Annotated in this window: 20 protein-coding genes, 1 tRNA gene and 2 riboswitches; of the genes, 15 read left to right on the top strand and 6 right to left on the bottom strand. The window is 27.6% G+C overall.

Annotated features, from left to right (window positions below):
• The first annotated feature begins 333 nt into the window (after positions 1 to 333).
• The 3 genes from NWE74_RS06635 to NWE74_RS06625 all read left to right on the top strand — a co-directional run bounded on the left by NWE74_RS06635 (position 334) and on the right by NWE74_RS06625 (position 4,524).
• Entirely contained in the window at positions 334 to 1,998 is a 1,665-nt protein-coding gene (locus NWE74_RS06635) for a glycoside hydrolase family 13 protein (RefSeq protein ID WP_258242438.1), read from the top strand.
• 78 nt (positions 1,999 to 2,076) lie between these two features.
• Complete coding sequence (locus tag NWE74_RS06630; protein WP_258242437.1) at positions 2,077 to 3,729, top strand: PTS transporter subunit IIBC; 1,653 nt, start codon at positions 2,077 to 2,079, stop codon at positions 3,727 to 3,729.
• 3 nt (positions 3,730 to 3,732) lie between these two features.
• A complete protein-coding gene (locus NWE74_RS06625) occupies positions 3,733 to 4,524 on the top strand; it encodes an endonuclease/exonuclease/phosphatase family protein (RefSeq protein ID WP_258242436.1) in 792 nt (263 codons plus the stop codon).
• Positions 4,525 to 4,581: 57 nt separating this feature from the next.
• Here the strand turns inward: NWE74_RS06625 and NWE74_RS06620 are convergent, their stop codons facing one another.
• The gene (locus NWE74_RS06620; RefSeq protein ID WP_258242435.1) at positions 4,582 to 5,103 is read right to left on the bottom strand and encodes a DUF2179 domain-containing protein; all 522 of its coding nucleotides are present in this window, start codon (positions 5,101 to 5,103) and stop codon (positions 4,582 to 4,584) included.
• Between the two features lie 165 nt (positions 5,104 to 5,268).
• On the opposite strand from NWE74_RS06620, the gene NWE74_RS06615 reads away from it, so the two are divergent.
• From NWE74_RS06615 to NWE74_RS06595, 5 genes are all read left to right on the top strand, one after another.
• Positions 5,269 to 6,171 (top strand): mechanosensitive ion channel family protein, encoded by a 903-nt coding sequence (locus NWE74_RS06615; protein ID WP_330666318.1) that lies wholly within the window; start codon positions 5,269 to 5,271, stop codon positions 6,169 to 6,171.
• Positions 6,172 to 6,318: 147 nt separating this feature from the next.
• Positions 6,319 to 7,866 (top strand): acyl-CoA carboxylase subunit beta, encoded by a 1,548-nt coding sequence (locus tag NWE74_RS06610; protein WP_258242434.1) that lies wholly within the window; start codon positions 6,319 to 6,321, stop codon positions 7,864 to 7,866.
• Between the two features lie 12 nt (positions 7,867 to 7,878).
• Positions 7,879 to 8,313: an OadG family protein gene (locus NWE74_RS06605; protein ID WP_258242433.1), complete on the top strand. Its 435-nt coding sequence runs from the start codon at positions 7,879 to 7,881 to the stop codon at positions 8,311 to 8,313.
• Positions 8,297 to 8,710 carry a biotin/lipoyl-containing protein gene (locus tag NWE74_RS06600; protein ID WP_258242432.1) on the top strand — a complete coding sequence of 138 codons (414 nt, stop codon included), beginning with the start codon at positions 8,297 to 8,299 and terminating at the stop codon, positions 8,708 to 8,710. Before NWE74_RS06605 ends, NWE74_RS06600 begins: the two co-directional genes overlap by 17 nt.
• A 104-nt stretch (positions 8,711 to 8,814) precedes the next feature.
• Positions 8,815 to 9,420: a TVP38/TMEM64 family protein gene (locus NWE74_RS06595; protein WP_258242431.1), complete on the top strand. Its 606-nt coding sequence runs from the start codon at positions 8,815 to 8,817 to the stop codon at positions 9,418 to 9,420.
• A gap of 83 nt (positions 9,421 to 9,503) precedes the next feature.
• Here the strand turns inward: NWE74_RS06595 and NWE74_RS06590 are convergent, their stop codons facing one another.
• On the bottom strand, positions 9,504 to 10,040 hold the full coding sequence (locus NWE74_RS06590; protein ID WP_258242430.1) for a metal-dependent hydrolase: 537 nt from the start codon (positions 10,038 to 10,040) through the stop codon (positions 9,504 to 9,506).
• A 158-nt stretch (positions 10,041 to 10,198) separates the two neighbouring features.
• A complete protein-coding gene (locus NWE74_RS06585; protein WP_258242429.1) occupies positions 10,199 to 10,897 on the bottom strand; it encodes a superoxide dismutase in 699 nt (232 codons plus the stop codon).
• 272 nt (positions 10,898 to 11,169) lie between these two features.
• Here NWE74_RS06585 and NWE74_RS06580 point away from each other — a divergent pair, with 272 nt between their 5' ends.
• From NWE74_RS06580 to asnB, 3 genes are all read left to right on the top strand, one after another.
• Positions 11,170 to 11,883: a CPBP family intramembrane glutamic endopeptidase gene (locus tag NWE74_RS06580; protein ID WP_258242428.1), complete on the top strand. Its 714-nt coding sequence runs from the start codon at positions 11,170 to 11,172 to the stop codon at positions 11,881 to 11,883.
• Positions 11,884 to 11,972: 89 nt separating this feature from the next.
• Complete coding sequence (locus tag NWE74_RS06575; RefSeq protein ID WP_258242427.1) at positions 11,973 to 12,143, top strand: hypothetical protein; 171 nt, start codon at positions 11,973 to 11,975, stop codon at positions 12,141 to 12,143.
• Between the two features lie 129 nt (positions 12,144 to 12,272).
• Complete coding sequence (gene asnB, locus NWE74_RS06570; protein WP_258242426.1) at positions 12,273 to 14,105, top strand: asparagine synthase (glutamine-hydrolyzing); 1,833 nt, start codon at positions 12,273 to 12,275, stop codon at positions 14,103 to 14,105.
• Between the two features lie 70 nt (positions 14,106 to 14,175).
• Here asnB and aspD read toward each other — a convergent pair whose 3' ends face one another.
• Positions 14,176 to 15,822 carry an aspartate 4-decarboxylase gene (gene aspD / locus NWE74_RS06565; protein ID WP_258242425.1) on the bottom strand — a complete coding sequence of 549 codons (1,647 nt, stop codon included), beginning with the start codon at positions 15,820 to 15,822 and terminating at the stop codon, positions 14,176 to 14,178.
• Between the two features lie 243 nt (positions 15,823 to 16,065).
• Positions 16,066 to 17,052, bottom strand: coding sequence for a lipoate--protein ligase (locus tag NWE74_RS06560; protein ID WP_258242424.1), 987 nt, complete (start codon positions 17,050 to 17,052; stop codon positions 16,066 to 16,068).
• 166 nt (positions 17,053 to 17,218) lie between these two features.
• Positions 17,219 to 17,395: riboswitch (Lysine riboswitch) on the top strand.
• Positions 17,396 to 17,570: 175 nt separating this feature from the next.
• Here NWE74_RS06560 and NWE74_RS06555 point away from each other — a divergent pair.
• The 3 genes from NWE74_RS06555 to NWE74_RS06545 all read left to right on the top strand — a co-directional run bounded on the left by NWE74_RS06555 (position 17,571) and on the right by NWE74_RS06545 (position 20,807).
• The gene (locus NWE74_RS06555; protein ID WP_258242423.1) at positions 17,571 to 19,313 is read left to right on the top strand and encodes a Na+/H+ antiporter NhaC family protein; all 1,743 of its coding nucleotides are present in this window, start codon (positions 17,571 to 17,573) and stop codon (positions 19,311 to 19,313) included.
• 148 nt (positions 19,314 to 19,461) lie between these two features.
• A complete protein-coding gene (locus tag NWE74_RS06550) occupies positions 19,462 to 20,652 on the top strand; it encodes a pentapeptide repeat-containing protein (RefSeq protein ID WP_258242422.1) in 1,191 nt (396 codons plus the stop codon).
• 71 nt (positions 20,653 to 20,723) lie between these two features.
• Positions 20,724 to 20,807 (top strand) — tRNA-Leu (locus tag NWE74_RS06545).
• Positions 20,808 to 20,919: 112 nt separating this feature from the next.
• Here the strand turns inward: NWE74_RS06545 and NWE74_RS06540 are convergent.
• Positions 20,920 to 21,987 (bottom strand): PTS sugar transporter subunit IIC, encoded by a 1,068-nt coding sequence (locus NWE74_RS06540; protein ID WP_258242421.1) that lies wholly within the window; start codon positions 21,985 to 21,987, stop codon positions 20,920 to 20,922.
• 526 nt (positions 21,988 to 22,513) lie between these two features.
• A riboswitch (PreQ1 riboswitch) is annotated at positions 22,514 to 22,557 on the top strand.
• Positions 22,558 to 22,655: 98 nt separating this feature from the next.
• On the opposite strand from NWE74_RS06540, the gene NWE74_RS06535 reads away from it, so the two are divergent.
• Complete coding sequence (locus tag NWE74_RS06535; RefSeq protein WP_258242420.1) at positions 22,656 to 23,216, top strand: ECF transporter S component; 561 nt, start codon at positions 22,656 to 22,658, stop codon at positions 23,214 to 23,216.
• Positions 23,217 to 23,224 lie beyond the last annotated feature (8 nt).

Here is a 23,224-nt window from a genome sequence, read left to right as displayed (position 1 = left end):
TAAGCTAGATAGTTTTTTATATATAAAAAAACTATGACTATTTTATAATTATGGATAAGTAGCGTAACCTTAATCTTAGTTAAATCGACATATTTATCTTAAATGACAGAGCATGTTTTGAGCAACAGATGAGGTTGTTAATAATGTAAGATAGGTGGAATTTTTATTTTAATTATATTAAGAATCTTATAATTTACAGAAAATAAAATTAAATATAAAAAAACGTTGAAAATGTTTTCAACGTGTGATATATTAAATTTAATGAGATGATATGACTTTAAGTCATATATTTTTTAAACAATTGCGCAAACGATTGCGCAATGGGAGGTAGAAATGAATAAAAAGTGGTGGAAAGAAGCTGTTGCTTATCAAATATATCCTCGTAGCTTCATGGATTACAACAATGATGGTATAGGAGACCTAAAAGGGGTAATATCAAAATTAGATTATTTAAAAGACTTAGGTATTAATGTAATTTGGATTTGTCCTATGTATAAATCACCTAATGATGATAATGGTTATGATATAAGTGATTATCAAGATATAATGGAAGATTTCGGAGATATGAATGACTTTGATGCATTACTTTATGAGGTTCATAAAAGAGATATGAAGCTTATAATTGATTTAGTTGTAAATCATACAAGTGATGAACATCCATGGTTTATAGAATCTAAAAGCTCTAAAGATAGCCCTAAAAGAGATTGGTATATATGGAGAGAAGGCAAAAATGATGTAGAGCCTAATAACTGGGAGAGCATATTTAAAGGGCCAGCATGGGAGTATGATGAAAATACAAATGAATATTTTTTACACTTATTTAGTAAAAAACAGCCAGATCTAAATTGGAAAAATAAAAACATGAGAAGCGCTATATATGAGATGATAAATTGGTGGTTAGATAAAGGTATAGATGGATTTAGAGTAGATGCTATAAGTCATATAAACAAAGAAGATGGTTTACTAGATTTAGATAATCCAGATAATTTAAGATACGTTCCATCTTTTAGTAAACATATGAATGTAGGGGGGATTCATAAATACTTAAAAGAATTAAAAGAAAATACATTTGATAAATATGACATAATGACAGTAGGCGAAGCAAATGGAGTAAAAGCAGAAGAAGCAGATCTATGGGTAGGAGAAGAGAATGGAAAGTTTAATATGCTATTTCAATTTGAACATTTAGACTTATGGAACTCTGATAATGGAAAATCATTTAGTATAAAAAACCTAAAACAGATTTGGAATAAATGGCAAACTAATCTATCTAACAATGGCTGGAATGCTTTGTATATAGAAAATCATGATGTTACAAGAATAGTTTCATCTTGGGGAAATGATAAAAATTATTTAAATGAAAGTTCAAAAGCATTAGGGTTAGTTTACTTTATGCATAAAGGTACTCCATTTATATACCAAGGTCAAGAGATTGGTATGACTGATGTTAGGTATGATACAATAGATGACTATGATGATGTCAGAACTAAAAATCAATATATTGATCTATTAGAGTCAGGCATTAATAAAGAAGATGCACTAAAGTTAGTTGCATCAAGTTCTAGGGATAATACAAGAACACCTATGCAGTGGAATGACAGTTTGAATGCTGGTTTTAGTAAAGGTAATACATGGATAAAAGTAAATCCAAATTATATAGATATAAACGTAGAAAAACAGTTAAATGATGAAAATTCTATACTTAATTTTTATAAAAAAATGATAAAAATAAGAAAAGAAAGTAAGTGTCTAATATATGGGGACTATAAATTAATATTAGAAAATGATGATCAAATTTTTGCGTATAAGAGAATATTAGAAAATGAAAAATTTATAGTGATTTGCAATTTAAGCGATAGAGATGCGTTATATGAATATGAGAATGAGTTTTTAGAGTATAGAAATTTATTCATTTCAAACTATGATGTTAAAGAACATGAAAATCTAAATAAAGTAATTTTAAGGCCTTGGGAAGCTAGGCTTTATAAACTTAAATAAAAAATTGTGCTAGTTATTTAACTAGCACAATTAAAATAAGATTTATATCGATAAATATTTAGAAAAGAGGGAGATATTATGGGTACATTAGTAGAAAAGAAAAAATTAATATCATTTGATTTTTGGCAAAAGTTTGGAAAAGCTTTGCTTGTTGTTATAGCAGTTATGCCAGCTGCGGGTTTAATGGTATCAATCGGAAAACTAATAGGAATGTCATCTGATGCTCAATTTATAATAACTATAGCTAGAGTTGTAGAGGATATCGGATGGGGGATAATAGGAAATCTACATGTCTTATTTGCAGTTGCAATAGGCGGATCTTGGGCTAAAGACCGATCAGGTGGATCATTTGCAGCGCTAATAGCTTTTATATTAATAAATCGTATAACAGGAGCTATATTTGGTGTAAATGGAGATATGTTATTAGATCCAAGCGCAACTGTAACATCTTTAACAGGTACTCAACTTGTAGTTAAAGATTATTTTACTTCGATACTAGGGGCGTCAGCACTTAATATGGGGGTATTCGTAGGGATAATATCAGGATTTTTAGGAGCTGTTTTATATAATAAATTCTATAACTATGATAAATTACCACAAGCCTTAGCATTTTTTAATGGAAAGCGTTTTGTACCGTTTGTTGTTATAAGTGGTTCTGTAGTTTCAGCTATAGTTTTATCTGTAGTTTGGCCATTTGTTCAAGGGGCTTTAAATTCGTTTGGTATGTGGATTGCTACATCTAGAGATACAGCACCTGTGTTAGCACCATTTGTATATGGAACACTTGAAAGGTTATTATTACCTTTTGGACTTCATCATATGATAACTGTACCAATGAACTATACCGAATTAGGAAGTGTATATCAAATAGCAACAGGGGCAGCAGCGGGGACAGTGGTAGCAGGGCAAGATCCATTATGGTTAGCTTGGATAGCAGATTTAATTAACTTTAAGGGTGCTGGAGACATGGCATCTTACAATGAACTATTAAACACTATAACACCAGCACGTTTTAAAGCAGGTCAAGTTATTTTATCAACTGCATCTCTTGCAGGAATATCGATGGCTATGTACAAAAATGTTGATGGTGATAAGTTAAAAAGTTATAAACCAATATTCTTATCTGCATTACTTGCATGTTTCTTAACTGGTGTGACAGAACCAATAGAATTTATGTTTATGTTTATATCACCTATATTATATGTAGCATATGCAATACTTACAGGGTTAGCATTTGCACTTGCAGATGTAATAAACTTAAGAGTTCATGCATTTGGTTTTATAGAGTTTTTAACTCGTACACCAATGTTAATAAAAGCAGGATTAACAGCGGATTTAATAAACTTTATTTTATCTTGTGTTGTATTCTTTATATTGAACTTTGTAACTTTCAATTTCCTAATAAAGAAATTTGATATAGCAACGCCAGGTCGTAAAGGAAATTATATTGATGATTCAGCAAATTCATCTAATGATAAAAAAATAGTAGGTGATGAATTATCAGAAAAGATTATATGTTTATTAGGTGGAGCAGGTAATATAGAAGATGTAGATGCATGTATGACTCGTTTAAGAGTTACAGTAAAAAATAGGTCATTAGTAGCAAATGAAACTGAATGGAAACAAGCAGGGGCATTGGGGCTTATATTAAAAGATAAAGGGGTTCAAGCTGTGTATGGACCTAAGGCAGATGTACTAAAATCGAATATACTTGATATGTTAGGAGCATAAAAATTGAAATTATTAACACTTAATTGTCATTCTTGGCAAGAGGAAGATCAGTTAGAAAAAATTAAATATATAGCAAGTGTTATAAAAGAAAAACAGTATGATATAATAGCACTTCAAGAAGTGAGTCAATTGATAAAATCAAAAGTAGCTTATGATCACATAAAAGAAGATAATTTTGCATTATTAATAAATCAAGAGTTAAAAAAAATAGGAGTAAATGATTACAAATTTATATGGGATATTTCTCATGTTGGATATGATATTTATGAAGAAGGTCTTTGTATAATGACAAAACTTCCTATAAAAGAATTTAAAAGTTTCTTTGTATCTAAATCACAAGATACTAATTATTGGAAAACTAGAAAGATTGTAAAATTAAAATCATCGTATAATGATAAAGATATAAACATTTATTCATGCCACTTAGGATGGTATTTTGATGAGGAGGAGCCTTTTACACATCAATTTGATACATTAGCTAAGGATATTAATCCAAACGAGTATTCACTTATTATGGGGGATTTTAATAATAGTGCAACAATTATAGATGAAGGATATGGATATATACTTAAAAATGGTTTTTATGATACTTATAATTTGGCTTTAAAAAAAGATAGTGGAATAACTGTAAAGGGAAAAATATCAGGTTGGGATAAAAATAAAGAGGATTTAAGGTTAGATATAATTTTTTCAAATAAAAAAATAGAAGTATTAAGTTCTAATGTTATATTTAACAGTAAAAATAAAAATATTGTTTCAGATCATTTTGGTGTAGAGGTTGAATTAAAAATATAAGAAAAATAGCTAAATATAAGGTCTAGATAAAACCTTTATATTTAGCTATTTTTTATATTAATTATTCTTTAGATGCCTAGAAAGATATCCTCCTTTAAACTGAGTTAAATCATAAGATACTATAAATGCACCAGGTTCTTCATTTTGCACAATGGAAATAACTTCTGACTCTCTGATTCTATGAGCTAGTATCTCTAATCTATATCTTTCTTCTCCATTTATTCCATGACCTATAAAGGTCGTAACGCCAAATTTATTTTCACGTAATTTATTCACTAAATATTGGTTTTTACTCATTAAACTAATATGGATGGTCCTATATCCTATTGCGAGTTTAGATTCTACTATACCACCAATATAAACTCCAATTGCGTATCCTATTACATAAGCTATTATATTAGATATATTGGTTAAGTCTGAAAAAACTATACCTAAACTAAAAATATAAATAATTGCTTCTAACAAAGCAGCTATAGATGCTTTATTTCTTTCACCTTTAACAACTAAAGTTGTACGCAATGTTAAAAGTGGAACATAAATAAGTTGAAGTACAAAAATTGCCAATGCCTTTAATAACATTAACATGACCTCCTATTACACAATATACCTCATCATATGAAAAAATTATAATCATAATGATTATAAATATGATTCAAATAGTTTGAAATGTAGACATAAAATCAAAAATAGTGTAATATAAACAAATAAAATATCGAATAATAAAGGAAAGATAGAGGTGATAATATGCCGAATACAACAGAGAAAGTTGCACAAGATATGGCTAATAACTTTTCACAAGAAGTATCAAAATTAAGTAATATGAATTTAGATACTATGGCAGACAAATTTATAGAGTGGGCAACGGTAAGTGGAGTTAAGTTACTTATAGGATTGATAATAATATCTATAGGCCTAAAAATAATAAAAAAACTAATAAAGCACTTTATAATTATTTTAGAAAAAAGAGATGTAGATGTCACACTAAGAAGATTTTTACAATCTTTAATATCAGGAGCATTAAAAGGATTACTTTTTATATTTATCCTTGGATATTGGGGATTTGATTTAGCTGGTATGGCAGCTGTTTTTGCGTCAGCAGGGGTAGCAATAGGTTTAGCACTTCAAGGAAGTTTGTCTAACTTTGCAGGTGGATTTATCATATTATTACTTAGACCTTTCAAAGTAGGAGACTATATAGAGACAGGTATATATGGAGGGACTGTTGAGCAAATTGGATTATTTTATACTCAATTAGTAACTATTGATAATAAGCTTATATTAATTCCAAATGGAACACTATCAAATGGAAGTTTAATAAATTATTCAGCTAAAGCACAAAGAAGAGTAGACTTAACATTTAGTGTAGGATATGAAAATGATTTATCCCGTGTAAAAAATGTATTAACGAATATAATAAATCGTCATGTTTTAATACTTAAAGAGCCGGATCCATTTATTGGTGTAAGTGCTCATGGTCCAAGTTCTGTAGATTTTGTAGTTAGAGTATGGTGTAACTCTGAAGACTACTGGGCGATACATTTTGATTTATTAGAACAAGTTAAATTAAAATTTGATGAGGAAAAAATTACGATTCCTTATCCACAAATGGATTTACATTTAAAAAAGAGTGATTTAAAATTAGAATAAGAAATAAAAAGCTAAAATGGCGATTAAGCTATTTTAGCTTTTTTTATGAAAATTTTAATTATGTATAAAAATTTATCATATATGGAGTTAAAAGTAATAAACATATATAAGAAAGAGAATTATATATCTACTATTGGAGGTAATTTTATGGAGAATGATAAAATTGACATTTTAATAGAGAGGACTCAAAAAATTAAGATGGGCGGAGGAGAGAAAAAAATAGACAAGCAGCATAGCTTAAATAAATTAACAGCACGAGAAAGAATTGACTTGCTATTTGACGAAAGCTCTTTCGTTGAGATAGATCGATTTATAAAACATAGATGCACAAACTTTAATATGGAAAAGCAAGAAATTGTAAGTGATGGGGTTGTAACAGGATATGGAAAGGTAGATGGAAGGCTCGTGTATGTTTATGCGCAAGACTTTACTGTTGTAGGCGGATCATTAGGAGAAATGCATGCTAAAAAAATATCAAAAATAATGGACTTAGCAGTAGATGTAGGTGCTCCAATTGTAGGTTTAAATGATTCTGGAGGAGCTAGGATACAAGAAGGCGTAGATGCATTAGCTGGATATGGAGATGTATTTTTTAGAAATGTTAAAGCTTCAGGGGTTGTACCTCAGATATGTGCAATAATGGGGCCATGTGCAGGGGGAGCAGTATACTCTCCAGCTCTTATGGACTATATATATATGGTAGAAGGTAGTAGCCAAATGTTTATAACAGGCCCTCAAGTTATCAAAACAGTTACAGGCGAAGAAATAAGCGCTGAAAATTTAGGAGGTGCTTATACACATAATTCTGTTTCTGGCGTATCTCACTTTATTTGTAAAGATGATGAAGAATGTATAGAAAATATAAAGAAAATTTTAAGTTATTTACCATCAAATAATATGGAAAAGACACCAATAATGGAAACAGAGGATGAGGTAAATAGATTAACAAATTCAATAGAAAGTATAATACCTCAAGATATTAATAAATCTTACGATATGAAAGAAATTATTTGTGAAGTGTTAGACGATAATGAGTTTTATGAAGTTAATGAATTATTTGCAAAAAATATTCTTGTTGGATACGGAAGGATAAATGGAGAAACTGTAGGAATTGTAGCTAATCAGCCTAAATTTATGGCAGGGTGCTTAGACATAAATGCATCTGATAAATCTTCAAGATTTATTAGGACATGTGATGCATTTAATATTCCTATTATTACATTTGTAGATGTACCAGGTTTTTTACCAGGGACAAGTCAAGAACATGATGGAATTATAAGACATGGAGCTAAAATGCTTTATGCTTATAGTGAAGCAACTGTACCTAAAATAACTATAATAGTTAGAAAGTCATATGGTGGAGCGTACTTAGCTATGGGATCTAAACACCAAGGGGCTGACATTGTTTTAGCACTTCCTACCGCTCAAATAGCTGTAATGGGACCAGATGGAGCTGCGAATATAATATTTAAAAAAGAAATTTCACAAGCTGAAGATAAAAACGAAGTTAGAAATCAAAAAATAGAAGAATATAAAAATGAATTTGCGACACCATACAAAGCTGCTGAAAGAGGATATATAGATGATATTATAGAGCCTAGATATACAAGAATTAGGATAGCAGATGCATTGGATATGTTGAGTTATAAGAGAAAACAAACAATACCTAAAAAGCATGGAAATATACCTTTATAGGATGTGGTATTTATGAATATAAATGAAATAATAAATGGAGTAAAATTTGATATAGCCTCTTTATCATTTGGAGAAAAAATGATTGGTAGCATTTTTTTAGCAGTTGTATCAATGCTAATTGTTTTTTGTATATTAGCTTGTATAAGTGCCATTATTAGTTTAATGTACAACGTATTTTATAAAAAAAGGTCTAACAAAGAAAATTTAGGAATTGAACAAAAATTTGAGTTAAAAAATGATAAATGTAAAGATGAAACATCGATACATTTATTTGAGGAAAATAATGAAAATCAAAACGAAGTAATAGCAGCTATAATGGCATGTATAAATCAATTTAAAGAAAATGATGATAGTGAAATAATAGTTAGAAAAATAATTAGAAGTAATAATAACTATAGTAGTTGGAATAATGGAATTGGGGGATTTAGTAATGATAAAAACTTATAATGTTACTGTTAATGGTATTTATTATGAAGTAGAAGTGGAAGAAGTTACAAAATCAGATAAAGTTAAAAATATAGATTCTACGGAAAAAAAGAATACAATAAATGAACAGGTTAAAAGTAAAATAAATAAGCCTGATGCTACAATAAAATCAAATAATAAAGTTGTAGATATAAATAATAACTCAAAAGAAAATATATTTTCTCCAATGCCAGGGGTTGTAAATAAAATAAATGTTTCTAAAAATCAAAGTGTATCAAGAGGAGATGTATTACTTATATTGGAAGCGATGAAAATGGAAAATGAAATTGTATCTCCTGTTGATGGAGTTATAAAAGATATACACATATCTGAAAAATCTACTGTAAGTAGCGGAGAATTATTAATAAGTATAGAATAAATAAAAAAATATCCGATTATGCATAAATTGTAAGAAAAATGTAATAATTTTGTAAGATAAATAATGTATACTTGAATTATAAAAAATATTAAGGAGACATTTGTATGGATTATGTTCAAGGCTTATATTATGTTGCAAAAGATTATTGGTTTCTTACAATGTTAGTTGGTTTAGTTACATGCTTTATAGAAAGCTTTTTACCAATATTACCTTTAATAGCAATAGTAGGAGCTAATGCGCTTTTACTTGGATTGTTTGGAGGCTTAGTGTTATCTTGGATAGGATCAGGATTAGGAACTTTATTATTATTTATTATAGTTAGTAAATTTAGTGATAATAAGTTTTTTAATAAATTGAGAAATGAAAAAACGGAAAAGGCTATAAAGTGGATGGATAGACAAGGATTTAAATTATTATTCTTTGCGTACTCTTGTCCTTTTATACCAAGTTTTTTAGTTACTGTAACATCAGCATTTTGCAAAAGAGAATTAATAAACTTTGCTCCTGCTATGTTAGCAGGAAAGTTTGTAATGTTTTTAGTTGTTAGCTACCCAGCAAGTGATATAAAAGGATTTATTAGTAGTCCAACAAAAATAGGATTATTTTTACTACTAGTATTTTTATCTTGGAAAATAGGTAGTAAAGTAAATGCAAGTTTACAAGAAAACCATAAAGATGATGAAAAGCATTATAATGACTTAGTTGAATAAAAATTGTTTTATTCATATAGTCAACGATTTAGTATGGTGATTTAAAGGGAAATATCTCTAATTATAATTGAGATATTTCCCTTTTATAATATAAAATAAAATCTATATCCTAGTAAAAATATAACAAGAAAGTTTAAAAACTTACATAAAAATTTTTCTGTTTTAGAATTTGTTTTAATAGGAAGCAATGAAAAATTTATAGAAATTGGATAAAATATTTCTATACCCTCTTTTGTGAGAAAATCAAGACATAAATGAGATACATATCCTAAAAAAAATCCTGAACATAGGCATATGAAAACAATATTATTACTACTAGAAATTATTAATAGTTTACATATATATATTAAAATAGATAAAAATAATAAACTATGAGTAAATCCTCTATGCTTAAATTTTGAACCTATTTTTTTATACAAAATAGGATACCTTTTACTAATATAAGAACCTCTCATATCTATATCCGGAAATAAAGAACCTAGATATGAAAAATATATATAAATAGATATAAGTATCAACTTATAAATAATGTCATATTCTTTTAAAAAAGTATTATTTAAAAATGGAATAGATAAAAGTGCAAAGACATAGCCACCTTTTACGTGTGTTTCCTTTACCATGAATCCTCCTTGGATGTTAGAATATTAAATGTCAAAATAAATTAAAAATTTAATTTATTTTTATTATATATTAAAAAAAATGTTTTTACAAAAATAATTTATTTATATTTTTAATTAAAATATAAATAGCCTTCGCTTTATTTGAAGGCTTATTTATACTATTTTAGCGTATTTTTATAATTTTTTTTAGCTTTATTCCAATTAATAACATTAAACCAATTATCTATATAACCACTACGATTATTTTTATATTTTAGATAATATGCGTGTTCCCATACATCAAGCCCAATTATAGGTTTTAAATTTAAAGCTATCGTATTATCTTGATTTGAAGTAGTAGTTATTGATAGTTTTCCAGACTCATCAGAAACTAGCCAAGCCCAACCAGATCCAAAAACACTTAAGCTGGCTTTTTTAAATGAATCTTTGAAGTTATCAAAAGAACCAAAATCTCTAATTATTGCTTTTTCTAGTTCCTCATCTAAATAAGTTTTATCTGGCGTCATAATATCAAAAAAGAATTCATGATTGTAAACTCCACCACCATTATTTTTTATAGATTTAGATATTTCAGAAGGTAAACAATCTAGACATGCAAGAAGATCATAAATATTAGAACTATAAAGATCTGGATAGTCTTTTATAGCATCATTAAATTTATCTAGATATGTTTTGTAGTGTTTATCGTGATGAAGTTTCATAGTTTCCTTATCAATGAAAGGCTCTAGTGTATCATAGCCATATGGCAATGGCTTTAAATCAAGAGGTTTAAACTTAGGAGATAAAGCGGATGAAGTACTTGTATTAAATAAAATTAAGAAACTAAAAATAAAAACTACTAAAAAATTTTTTAGCATAAAATCACCTCGTAATTATTATGCTTATTAAAGGATAAAAAATTTATTAAATTTAAATATAATTTTATATAAAACTTGACATATAAAGCAGAGTATTATATTATTTTGATAAACGTTTAAAAAATAATAACTATTATATACCAGGGGAACCTTTTATATTTTATATAAAGGGTTCTTTGTCTGTAATTAAATTTAAAGCCTAAATTTTATAATTTAAATTGTAAAATTTAGGCTTTAAATTTACAATTAGGTATAAATAAGGAGGTATTAATTTGAATAAAGAGCTAGAAAATATAAGTTTAAGTGAAAAAAATATATATAGAAATTTTATAGTTTTCACATCTATACTATGTGTGGTAATTTTATTTGCAATAGAGCAAATATTAATGGTGGATTATTTGACTAAGACTGTAAGTAAAATTATTTTATTTACCATGAGTCAGATTGTATTTATAAAAATAATTAGAAAGACAAGTTTAAAAGAAGGGCTTAATTTAAAGCTAGTAGATAAAGAAACGATAGGCGTAGGAATACTTTTAGGGGGATTATCTGCAGTTATATTAGTAGGAACTTTTATGTTTTTTAAAAAAATAATAAATATGGATGTTATATTTTTAGAATTAGCTACAAAATCAAAAATAACATCTACAAATTATTTAATCGTAACTACATATTTTACATTTGTAAATTCTTTTTTAGAGGAATTTTTTTTTAGAGGATTTATATTTACTAATTTAAATAAAATGGGATATAAAAAAGGAGGATATATTTTTTCATCATTATTGTTTGCATTGTATCATATAGGTATATTTAAAAACTGGTTTAGTATTGAATTAATGCTATTATGTATACTAGGGTTATTTATAACAGGAATTGTATTTAATTATGTTGACACTAAGTCGGATAATTTTTTAAATTCATGGGCAATACATATTTTAGCTGATTTGACGATAGTTATAATAGGATATATGTATTTATTTAAGTAAAATAAAATTTTAAAAGTAGGAAAAATTTATAAAGTTTAAATTTATATAAAAAGCATACCCTAAGCTTATAAAAAGAAAGGGTGGTAAAAGTGAAAAAAACGAAAAAATATAAAGAATATAAAAATGACTCTATCCAAAATTTAGTTAATCATGCTCAAGGCGACCAAGATTTAAATAATCAGTATGAAAATGAGCAAGAAGTGAACAAAAAGTTAGGAAAAAATAAAAGAGAAATAACAATAAGAAATAATATGTATTAGATAAAAAGAAGTAGTTATTATAATATTTAATAGCTACTTCTTTTTATAAATTTATACTCCTATATGTATAGACTTCTATAATATGTAAAAAATAGTAAATAGAAGAATAGTAGGAGGAATAATAAACTTATGTGCGGACACGTTTCAATATATTATAAAAATAGGAATAAAAATTTAGAGATAGAGAAATTAGTAGAAAATATTAATCACAGAGGGCCTAACCATACTGGTATATATAAAAAAGACAATATAGAATTTGCATTTAAAAGATTGAGTATATTAGACTTAGAAAATGGAAGTCAACCATTTGAAAAAAATAATAATACTATTATTTTTAATGGTGAAATATATAATCATAATATTTTAAGAAGTAATTTAATTGAGAAGGGATATGAATTTAAAACAAACTGTGATACTGAAGTTTTGTTAACTTCTTATATTGAGAATAAAGAAAAGTGTGTAGAAAATTTAAGGGGAATGTTTTCGTTTATAATTTATGATGAAAAAAGAAATTTACTATTTGGTGCTAGAGATCATTTTGGCATAAAACCTTTATACTATGTGGATAACTCTGATTTTATAGCTTTTTCTTCTGAGTATAAAGCAATAGTAAATTTGTTAGATGAGATAAATTTAAATGAAAAAAGTCTTCAAAACTATCTTTCATTTCAGTATGTTCCATTAGAAAATACAATGATAAAAGATATTAAATTAATTCCACCAGGATATTCATTTACAGTAAAGGATGGAAAACTTGAACTTAAAAAATATTATAAAGTAGACTTTATACCTAAAAAAAACATTACAGCAAATGATGTCAAAGAAGTTGTAGTAGATTCAATAAAGCATCATATGGGTGCACATGTAGAAGTTGGTACATTTTTATCTGGTGGAATAGATTCTACTATAGTAGCAACAATAGCATCTCATGTGAATCCAAATATTAAATCTTTTTCAGTTGGATTTGGAATACAAGGATATGATGAAATAGAGGTTGCTAAAAAAACTGCTAGAGTTTTAGGTATAGAAAATATAGATATTAATGTTACCCAACAAGATTATATAAAGTCATTGCCAGAAGTTTTTTATCATTTAGATGATCCAGTAGCTGATCCATCTCAAGTTGGGATATATTTTTTATCAAAAGAAGCTAAAAAACATGCTACAGTAGTTTTGTCAGGTGAAGGAGCAGATGAACTTTTTGGTGGTTATAATATATATAAAGAGTATAATAGTGTAAAGCCTATATTAAATATGCCTAGAGGTATCAAAAAGGCTCTAAATGGAGTAGCTAGTGTAATGCCAAACATAAGAGGTAAGAGCTATTTATATAGAGCAACAACGCCATTAGAAGATAGATACATTGGAAATGCAAAGATATTTGAAAATGATGAAGTGAAAAAAATAGTAAAAAATTACAGTGAAAATAATGAATATCAAAAAATACTTTCTTCTATATATGAAGAAGCTAGAATTAATAATTATGATTATGTAACTACAATGCAGCATGTGGATGTTAATACATGGTTAGAAGGGGATATACTTCAAAAAGCAGACAAAATGTCTATGGCTCAATCTATAGAACTTAGAGTTCCTTTTCTAGATAAAGAAGTACTAGAATTAGCAAAACATTTAAAAATCGATCAAAAAATAAGCAATTCTAATACTAAGGTACTACTTAGAGAAGCATTTAAGGATATAATACCTCTACATATGGTTGAAAAGAAAAAATTAGGTTTTCCAACTCCTATTAGAGTTTGGCTAAAAGAGGATTTAGGTGATATTGTTAGGCAAACTATATATGATGCTGATGTAGATGATGTATTGAACAAAAATTATGCGATAAGTTTATTGGATAATCATATAAAAAATCATCAAGATAATTCTAGGAAAATTTGGTCTATATATGCATTTTGTTTATGGCACCAAATGTTTATAGAAAATAAAATAATTAAATATTAATAATAATCAGGTATAAAGAATAAATATTTATTCTTTATACCTCTTATTTAGTATTTAGTAATGTATAAAATTATATAGTTAAGTTAGATGAATTTTCAATATAGTTTTTATATTCATTTACGTAATCATTTAATATATTTTTTAGAGCTTTTCCAATTTTAGAATAAGATTCGTCATTAAGATTGGCAAGAGAAACTCTTATAGACCAATCAGGACCAGCAAATCCACTTCCGCTAAGTAAAACAATTGAGTAGTTACTAGCTAATTTATATAAAACATCTACAGGAGAATAATGGGCTTTTAAATATTTTACGAAATTATCTCCAAAATTAATTTTACCCCAGTTTTCTATATCAAATTGAGTGTAATAAGCAGCATTATTTTTATCCTCTTTAATGACCACTCCTAGAGAATTATATAATAAGTCATGACGTTTATTGCAAATACTTATATTTAATTTTTTATATGCATTTTCATTATCAATTAATGCAAATGCAGAGAAAAATGCCATTTGAACTTGCTGTGGTGTAGATAAACCTGCTGTATGATTAAGAGCAACTAATCTACTATCGGCAACTATTCTATCCATAAATGATAAAGTTGATGGATTTAAACTCATATCAGAATAACGTTTATTTAAAGACAATTTTAGTTCTTCATCTAAATCATTTATTCTTTTATCAAATACATTGTTTTTGTGTAAAGCCATTGTACCTAATCTCCATCCTGTAACTCCAAAATACTTAGAGTAAGAGTAAACACCTATAGTATTGTATGGTAGCTTAGACATTAATGATGTAAATTCATTTACAAAAGTACCATACACATCATCAGATATTATCATCAAATCTTTATTATAATTTTTAACTACATCAACAAGATTTGTAGCACACTTATCGCTTATTGCGATAGATGCTGGATTATTAGGATTAACCACAAATAGAGCTTTTATAGATGTATCTTTAAGTTTTTCTAATTCTTTTTTTGAATATTGCCAAGTATGATTTCCATATTCATCGATCTCGTCTGCATTTACATTAATAACTTCAAAGCCATATCTAGGAAGATGAGGTATTTCTAAATAAGGAGTAAATATAGGTGTCATTAACGCAATTTTATCACCTTTTCGTAAAAGCTCATTAGCCATTAAAGAATCAAATATATAACACATTGCGGCTGTAGCGCCTTCTACGGCAAATATATCTAATTCTCCTCCTAATTTAGTATTATATTTCATTTCTTGAACTAAATAATTATGAACTATTTTTTCTAAATGAGGTAACATTCTATCTGGAACTGGATAATTATCACCAATTATAGCATCTGCTAATTCATGAACAAAATCATCACCATTAAAATTTAATTCGTTTATACCGTAATTAACTATCTTCTTTAACAATTCAGCACCGGGCATAGTTTTATTTTCACTTACATAATTATAAAATCTATCACATATACCAGTTTTTTGAGGCATACCTGCTAAATTTCCTAAATCCCAGTTTAAACGAGTTTCATTAACCGCAAACTGCCCAAATGTAAAAAATGCTTCTCTAGGTGTAGCAGCAGTCCAGTTAGGGTTTCCACGACCGGCATCGAGTAAAGGCATGTTATTTTTATTTGAATTGTATTTTGCTAAATCTATTAATCTATCCTTAAATTCAAAAGGACTTATTTTTCCATATATCATTTGAATCTCTTTATAACTATATTTTTTCATAAGATAATCTCCTTAAAGGTTAGTAAATAATATGTTTATAATAAAGATTATATAAATAAACGATATAAAAGTAAATAATAAAAATAAGTACAAAAGTCATGAAACGTTAAAAAATAATGTTGAACGTATTGAAAACATAAATAAAATAAAAAATATATAAGTTTAACTTTAAAAAATAAAAATGAATACACTTGGATAACGATAACTTTTTAAAAAATAAAAAAGAGCTTAAATTAGCTCTTTTTATTTAACTCCTAAAATACCAGATAATAGTATTTCTATATTTGCACCCAAAAAATAATTGTTTATATCAATTAGATTTAATGCATTTTTTATACTATCTCCATCATGTTTTACCCCAACTAATAAATCCTCTATACAAGAAACATCAGATTCACCAAAAAAATCACCAAAGAATTTAATATTTTTTATAATTCCCTTTTCAACATTAAGATTGAACTCCACATTTCCGCCAGAGTATTTTAATTGATTAGTTAAACTATATTTAGGAGAGTTTCCAAAATTCCATTCCCAAGAGTTATATTTATTGTTAGCTAATAACCAGATATTATCAACATCATTATTTGTTAAATTATATGTTTTATTATTGCTATTAGTATTTAATACATAATTTATAATTAAATCTTTAAATTCTAAAATAGATATATCTTTTTTCAAGTGCTCTCTTATATTAGTTACTCTTGATTTTACACTTTTTATACCTTTGCCTTCAAATTTTATTGGTTTTACCTTTAAGGCATTTGAAAGGTCTGAAATCTGAGATGAAAACAATAATGTACCGTGATGCATGACTCTATTTTTATAGTTGTACTGTGCATTACCTGAAAATTTTTTACCGTTTATTAATAAATCATTTCTACCAGAAAAAGTAGCATCAATATCTAAAGTTCTTAATAAATTTATTATTGGTTGTGTAAATCTTTTGAAATCACTAAATCCTTTTTTATCATTAGCTATAAATGTAAAGTTAATATTTCCTAAATCATGAAAAACAGCTCCACCTCCAGATTGCCTTCTTACGACAGGAATATTATTTTCTTTTACATATTCAATATTTATTTCTGATAATGTGTTTTGATTTTTTCCTACAATGATTGATGGCTCATTTCTCCATAAAATAAATATATCATCACAGAAGTTTTTTAGAAAATATTCTTCCATAGCAAGGTTAAAGTATGGATTAGTTTTATCGTTATAAATTAATAACATAGTCATCCCCCTAGATTTATATTATTTAATTAATCAAATAGTATCATATGATGTAAAAAAAAGTAAATATATATTATTTTTAGAATTTAACAAAAATTTAAAAAAATGGTTGATAAAATAAATAAGTTAATCTATAATGATTAATAAGTAAAACAAAAGTGAATAAAAAAAGGGTAGAGGCTGCGATATTTATAAGTACTAATAATGAGGTAAGCACAATGATTTATTAGGAAAGGAACTATCGCCGAAGCTTATAACTAATGCTTTAAAGTTATATTGCTGGGTATGCATAAAATATATGCATAACTGTCACAAACTTGTTTTGTGGGGAGCTACATTTAAGGAATTTTTACAATACAGTAGGACTATATAGTACTGCTATATTTAAAATTTGTTGCGCGCATAGATTAATCCAAATTTTAAATAAACTATGTAAATGAAAAAAAGCCTTGAGTGTAAACTCAAGGCTTTTTTATTACCCTCCATATTCACAATAAAAATTAAGGAGGATATGTTTTATGAATAATAGAAAATTTAGATTAATATTAGTAACAGTAATTATGTTAATTTTATCGTCACCATTAGTATTTGCAGGAGAGGTAGATCAAGCTACTATCAATGCTCAAAAGTTTCAATTAGTAACTTTATTGCCGCCAGTTATAGCTATAGTATTAGCTTTTTTAACTAAAAATGTTGTAGTATCTTTATTTTTAGGGATTTTATCAGGTAGCTTTATAATAAATATATCCGGCAGTAATGTATTTTCAGCATTAATACAAGCTTTTTTAGATTTAGTAAATAGAGCTTTAAACTCTCTAGCTGACCCTTGGAATGCAGGTATAATACTTCAAGTTTTAGCAATAGGTGGAGTTATAAATCTTGTTGCAAAGATGGGTGGAGCTAAAGCTATAGCAGAAGCGCTAGCTAAAAGAGCAAAAACAGGAAAAGGAACTCAACTTATAACTTGGTTTTTAGGGCTTTTAGTATTCTTTGATGATTATGCAAATTCATTAATAGTAGGTCCAATAATGAGACCTGTGGCAGATAAAATGAAGATATCAAGAGAGAGATTAGCTTTTATAATAGATGCAACAGCAGCTCCAATAGCCGGACTTGCAATAATATCTACATGGATAGGACTTGAAGTTGGACTTATAAATGATGCTTTCACAGGAATAGGTATAAATGCAGATGCATTTGGTATATTTTTAAATACTATACCATTTAGATTTTACAATATACTAATTTTAGCTTTTATAGTAATAACTGCACTTTTAGCAAAGGATTTTGGGCCAATGAGAGATGCTGAATTAAGAGCAAGATCAGAAAAAGTTAACAATCTAAATGGTGATATTATAGATGATAAAGAAAAGTCAGACTTAGAACCTAAAGAAGGTGTAAAATTAAGTATATGGAATGCAATAATACCTATAGGAACTTTAATAATAACAGCGTTAATTTCTTTTTATTATAGTGGATATAGTTCTATAATTAGCGGTGAGGATCAAACATTAATACAGCTATTTACAAATTCTCCATTTTCATTTGAAGCTATAAAGGAAGCTTTTAGTGCTTCAGATGCATCAGTAGCATTATTCCAATCAGCTTTATTTGCTAGTATAGTTGGTATAGCGATGGCCGTTTCTAAGAAAATATTTACAATATCAGAGGCAATAGAAGCCTGGCTAGATGGAATGAAAGGTCTATTAATGACAGGTGTTATATTAATATTAGCATGGTCTTTAAGTTCAGTAATAAAAGAGTTAGGGACTGCTAAATATTTAGTAACATTGCTATCAGGGTCTTTACCGTATTTCTTATTACCAAGTATTATATTTATATTAGGTGCAGTTATATCATTTGCTACAGGGACAGCTTATGGTACTATGGGTATACTTATGCCGCTTGCAGTACCTTTAGCACATTCTATAAATCCAGAAATGTCATTTATAATAGTTACAACAAGTGCAGTTTTGACAGGTGCTATATTTGGAGATCATTGTTCTCCTATATCAGATACAACAATTTTATCTTCTATGGGGGCAGGATGTAATCATATAGACCATGTTAAAACTCAAATGCCATATGCACTATTTGTGGCTGCTATAACTATATTATTTGGATATATTCCTGCAGGATTAGGATTACCAATATATATAGTATTACCGATAGCATTATTTGCAATATTTATAGGAGTTCAAATATTTGGAAAAAAAGTTGAAGCTGAAGAGATTGTTGAAATTATAGAAGATATAAATTAAAAAGTAATAGAATAATATAATTAAAATTGAAAATAATAGAAATATACAAAATAAGCGTAACAATTTAGTTACGTTTATTTTTAGTAACATAAAAAATTAAATATAAATAATATTATTATGTGATTAATTCTATAGAAGGGGTTATATTATGGCTTATATAAATTTTAAAGAAGAAAAAGCGGTGTTAGAAGAACAGTTAGAAAAAAGAAAGAAGAATAACGAGAAGTTATATATTGATATAGTTAAGCAGAAAGTTGACTTAACTGGATATGTTCCAGATTCAACTTATAGTTATAATAAAATTGAAAATGAACTTATTGGTAAAAAAGGATTATATGATGAAGATAATTTTATGAATGTTGAGAGTTTAGATATAATTTGTTCTAAATTTATAGGTTGTAGTTTTAGAAATGTTAAGTTTAAAGAATGTAGATTTATAGGATGCACATTTGAAGAGTGTATTTTTAATGGTGGAGGAGTAGTATTTGAAAATTGTAGATTTGTGAAAGAAGAGAGTGAGAAACTTCCTGCATTAAATAAAAAAGACAATTTAAGTTGTATTTTTTATAAGTGTGAAATTTATTCTAAGTTCTTAAATTGTGATAATTCATATTTGATTTTTGAAAAATGTAAAATAAGAAATACATCAATAGAGCTAACGGCAATGAATAATGTAATAGTGATGCATAGTGAGTTGAGTGTTATAGATATTGTTGATAGTGATTTATCTGGATTTAAGACATATGAATGTTATATAGAAGATATTCAGTTTGATGATAAATATAAAACCAAATTTGATGAAAAAACATTTTTTGATAAAATTGAACCGAGGGTAAAAGATAAGGAAGAATATGAAGGAATCTATATGACATATGAAAGCCTTGCAAATAAGTTTAAAGAGAATACTTTAAACAATAATTTTGGAGAGTATTATTACTTAGGAAAATGTACAGAGAGAAAATGTTTGAATATCATGCCTAAAATAGGTTCCTATTTATATTGGCTTTTATGTGGTTATGGAGAAAGACCATGGTTTTGTGTTTTGTCATCACTAGGAATAATTTTTATATTTTCGATAATATATTTAATAACTGGTATGGATTTAGATGGAGAAATAGTTAGATATACATTAAGTAACATAAATACATGGAGTATATGGAAGTTTTTTAAAGATTTAAATGAATCAATAAATTTAAGTGTAGGCATGTTTGCTGGTGTAGGTTGTAATAATTCAAAGCCGACAGAGCTTTCTTATACAGTAGCAAATATGGAAATGCTTGTTGGTGTTGTAATGATGGGATTAGGTATAGGGACATTAACAAGAAAAGTAGTTAGATGATATAAAAGTTATAAAAATATATTGCATATTATATAAGATATAATTATACTTAAATAGTAGTAAATGTTTTCGCGGATGTGGCGGAATTGGCAGACGCACCAGACTTAGGATCTGGCGCCTATGGCGTGGGGGTTCGACTCCCTTCATCCGCACCAATGAAAAAGGAGTATTATCATAAATTTATGATAATACTCCTTTTTCATTGGTTTTTAGTATTAGGATATAGCAATAAAAAAGAATGTAGATTATCTACATTCTTTTTTTATATTAAGCTGCTTGAGTAGAATCTTCTTTAGTTCCTCTTATCTCATCCGCAGTTTTTATACTGTAGTTTTTGAACATTGCATGTCCTAATAAACCAGCAGCAACACTTACTACTATACAACCAGCAGCAGCTATTAAAGCAGGTGTTCCGTTTTGTCCAACTGCAACTGCAAAACCAGCTATAGGAGTTGCTAAACCAGGTTGACTGATAGTTATTGGAGATACAAAATAACTTACTAAAGCAACTACTAATCCAGATAATGCACCACCTATAAAGTTAGTAACGAATACTGGAATTGGGTTAGCAGATATTATATCTGATTGTGTTAAAGGTTCTATAGCAACAGATATCGTATCTTTCTTTGAACCAAATTTCATCTTTGAGAAGAATACAAAGTTCATGAAAGAAGAACCGAATACTGCTAAAGCACCGATAGCCATTGGAGTACCAGTTAATGATATTATAGCTGTTAAGGCCATTGAAGATAATGGAGCTGTAGCAACAACTGTTATTATTCCACCTAATATTATACCCATAATTATTTGAGAAGTTAATCCAGAACCACTAGATGCTTGTATTAAAACTTGTCCTATTTGCTTTAATGTTCCGTTTACTACTGGATCCATACCCATAGCGATTGCTCTTGAAAGTGGAGCAGCAACTAATATTATAACTATTAAGTCAAGTCCAGCAGGAACTTTTTCCTCTAAGAACTTAACAACAAATGATATTAAATATCCAGCAACGAATCCTGGTAATATACCGAATCCTGAAACTGATAAACCAACTAAAACAGCGTATACAGGAGATACTCCTAAAGCTAAAGGAACTAATATCCCAGCAGCTACACCACCTAAAGAACCGTTAGCTCCACCAACTTGAGCTAAGAAATCTATACCCATTTGCTGTCCAAATAATGAAGCATGGAAAGCTTCAACTAAGAAACTTGCGCAAGCTGCACTTGCTAATGCACCCATCGCCTTCATACCTTGAGGCGCTTTGTAACTGAATAATGTGAATAATGCCAGTACTACTAATAATAAGCCAGTACCCATAAGAATTTGTGCCATAATTTCTTTTCCTCCTAAAAATGTAAATAGACTACTACCTTTTGGTAGTGTTTTCCTTGTTTGCATTTTTCAAACAATTGATTAGATTAATTACAATTATAGAACAAACTTCGACAAAAGTAAACACTTTTATTGATAAAAATTTATTTTTTTTAAGAAAAAGTTTTCTGAGACTTAAAAAAAACAGGAAAATCAATTCATTTTTTGCTTTAAAATTACTTTATAAAGCAGTTATACAGCCGATTGTTAGAATACTAATATTAAGAAAGGTATTTTGAACTTGTTTTGAAATTTTATATTAAAATATGATTAAAAAAAACATAATAAAAACGATATCATATCAAAATTTGATAAAAAAACACAAAAATATTTTATAAAATATGTTTAATTATAAATTGAAAAATAATAGATTAGAAATTACTTTATATATAGTTAAGTAAAACTCGTTTTTGTTTTTCTATAATAAAAAATATGATATAATCTACGAGAATATATAAATTCGAAAATCTAAATAAATAATTTTTATTTAGGACTGGTTCGAGAACTCCCAGTATAAAAAACTAGGGATTTATATAGTGGCAGTATATAGTCGTATCCTTAGATATGACTTTTTTAGTGGAATTAAAGTCATATAGTTCTCCTTAACCACAAATTAAGGAGGAGATGAAATGCAAAAGAATACAAATGTAAGAATAGTCACACTTTTAGGATTTGGAGTAGCTTTAAACGTAATAGGAGCCTTTATAGCTTTTAATTTAAGACTACCAATATATCTAGATTCTATAGGTACAGTTATGGTAGCAATTTTACTTGGGCCCAAATATGCAGTATTAACAGGTCTTACAGGTAGCGTGGTAAGTGGTGTAACATTTGATATTTATTCTATATACTTCGCACCTGTTCAGATTACAACAGGATTAATCGCAGGCGCAGTGTATAAAAAGGGTCTCTTAGAAGGAAGAAAAACACCCATAGGTGTGTTTATATATGCACTTCCCACAGCTATTGTTGGATCAGTAATATCAGCATTTTTATTTGGAGGTATTACATCTTCAGGATCATCTTATATAGTACAAATATTAAAAGCAATTGGAATATCCGATGTTGTTAGTGTATTTTTAACTCAAATATTTACTGATTATATGGATGAACTAGTGGCTTTAACTATGGTAAGATTAGCATTAAAAACTTTGCCTAAAAATATTATGTTATCAATAACTGCAAAATAGATAGGAGA

It is taken from the genome of Romboutsia lituseburensis (assembly GCF_024723825.1).
GTDB lineage: Bacteria > Bacillota > Clostridia > Peptostreptococcales > Peptostreptococcaceae > Romboutsia_F > Romboutsia_F lituseburensis_A.
The sequence above is the reverse complement of the archived record's forward strand: the minus strand, read 5'-3'. Positions and strand labels throughout refer to the sequence as shown.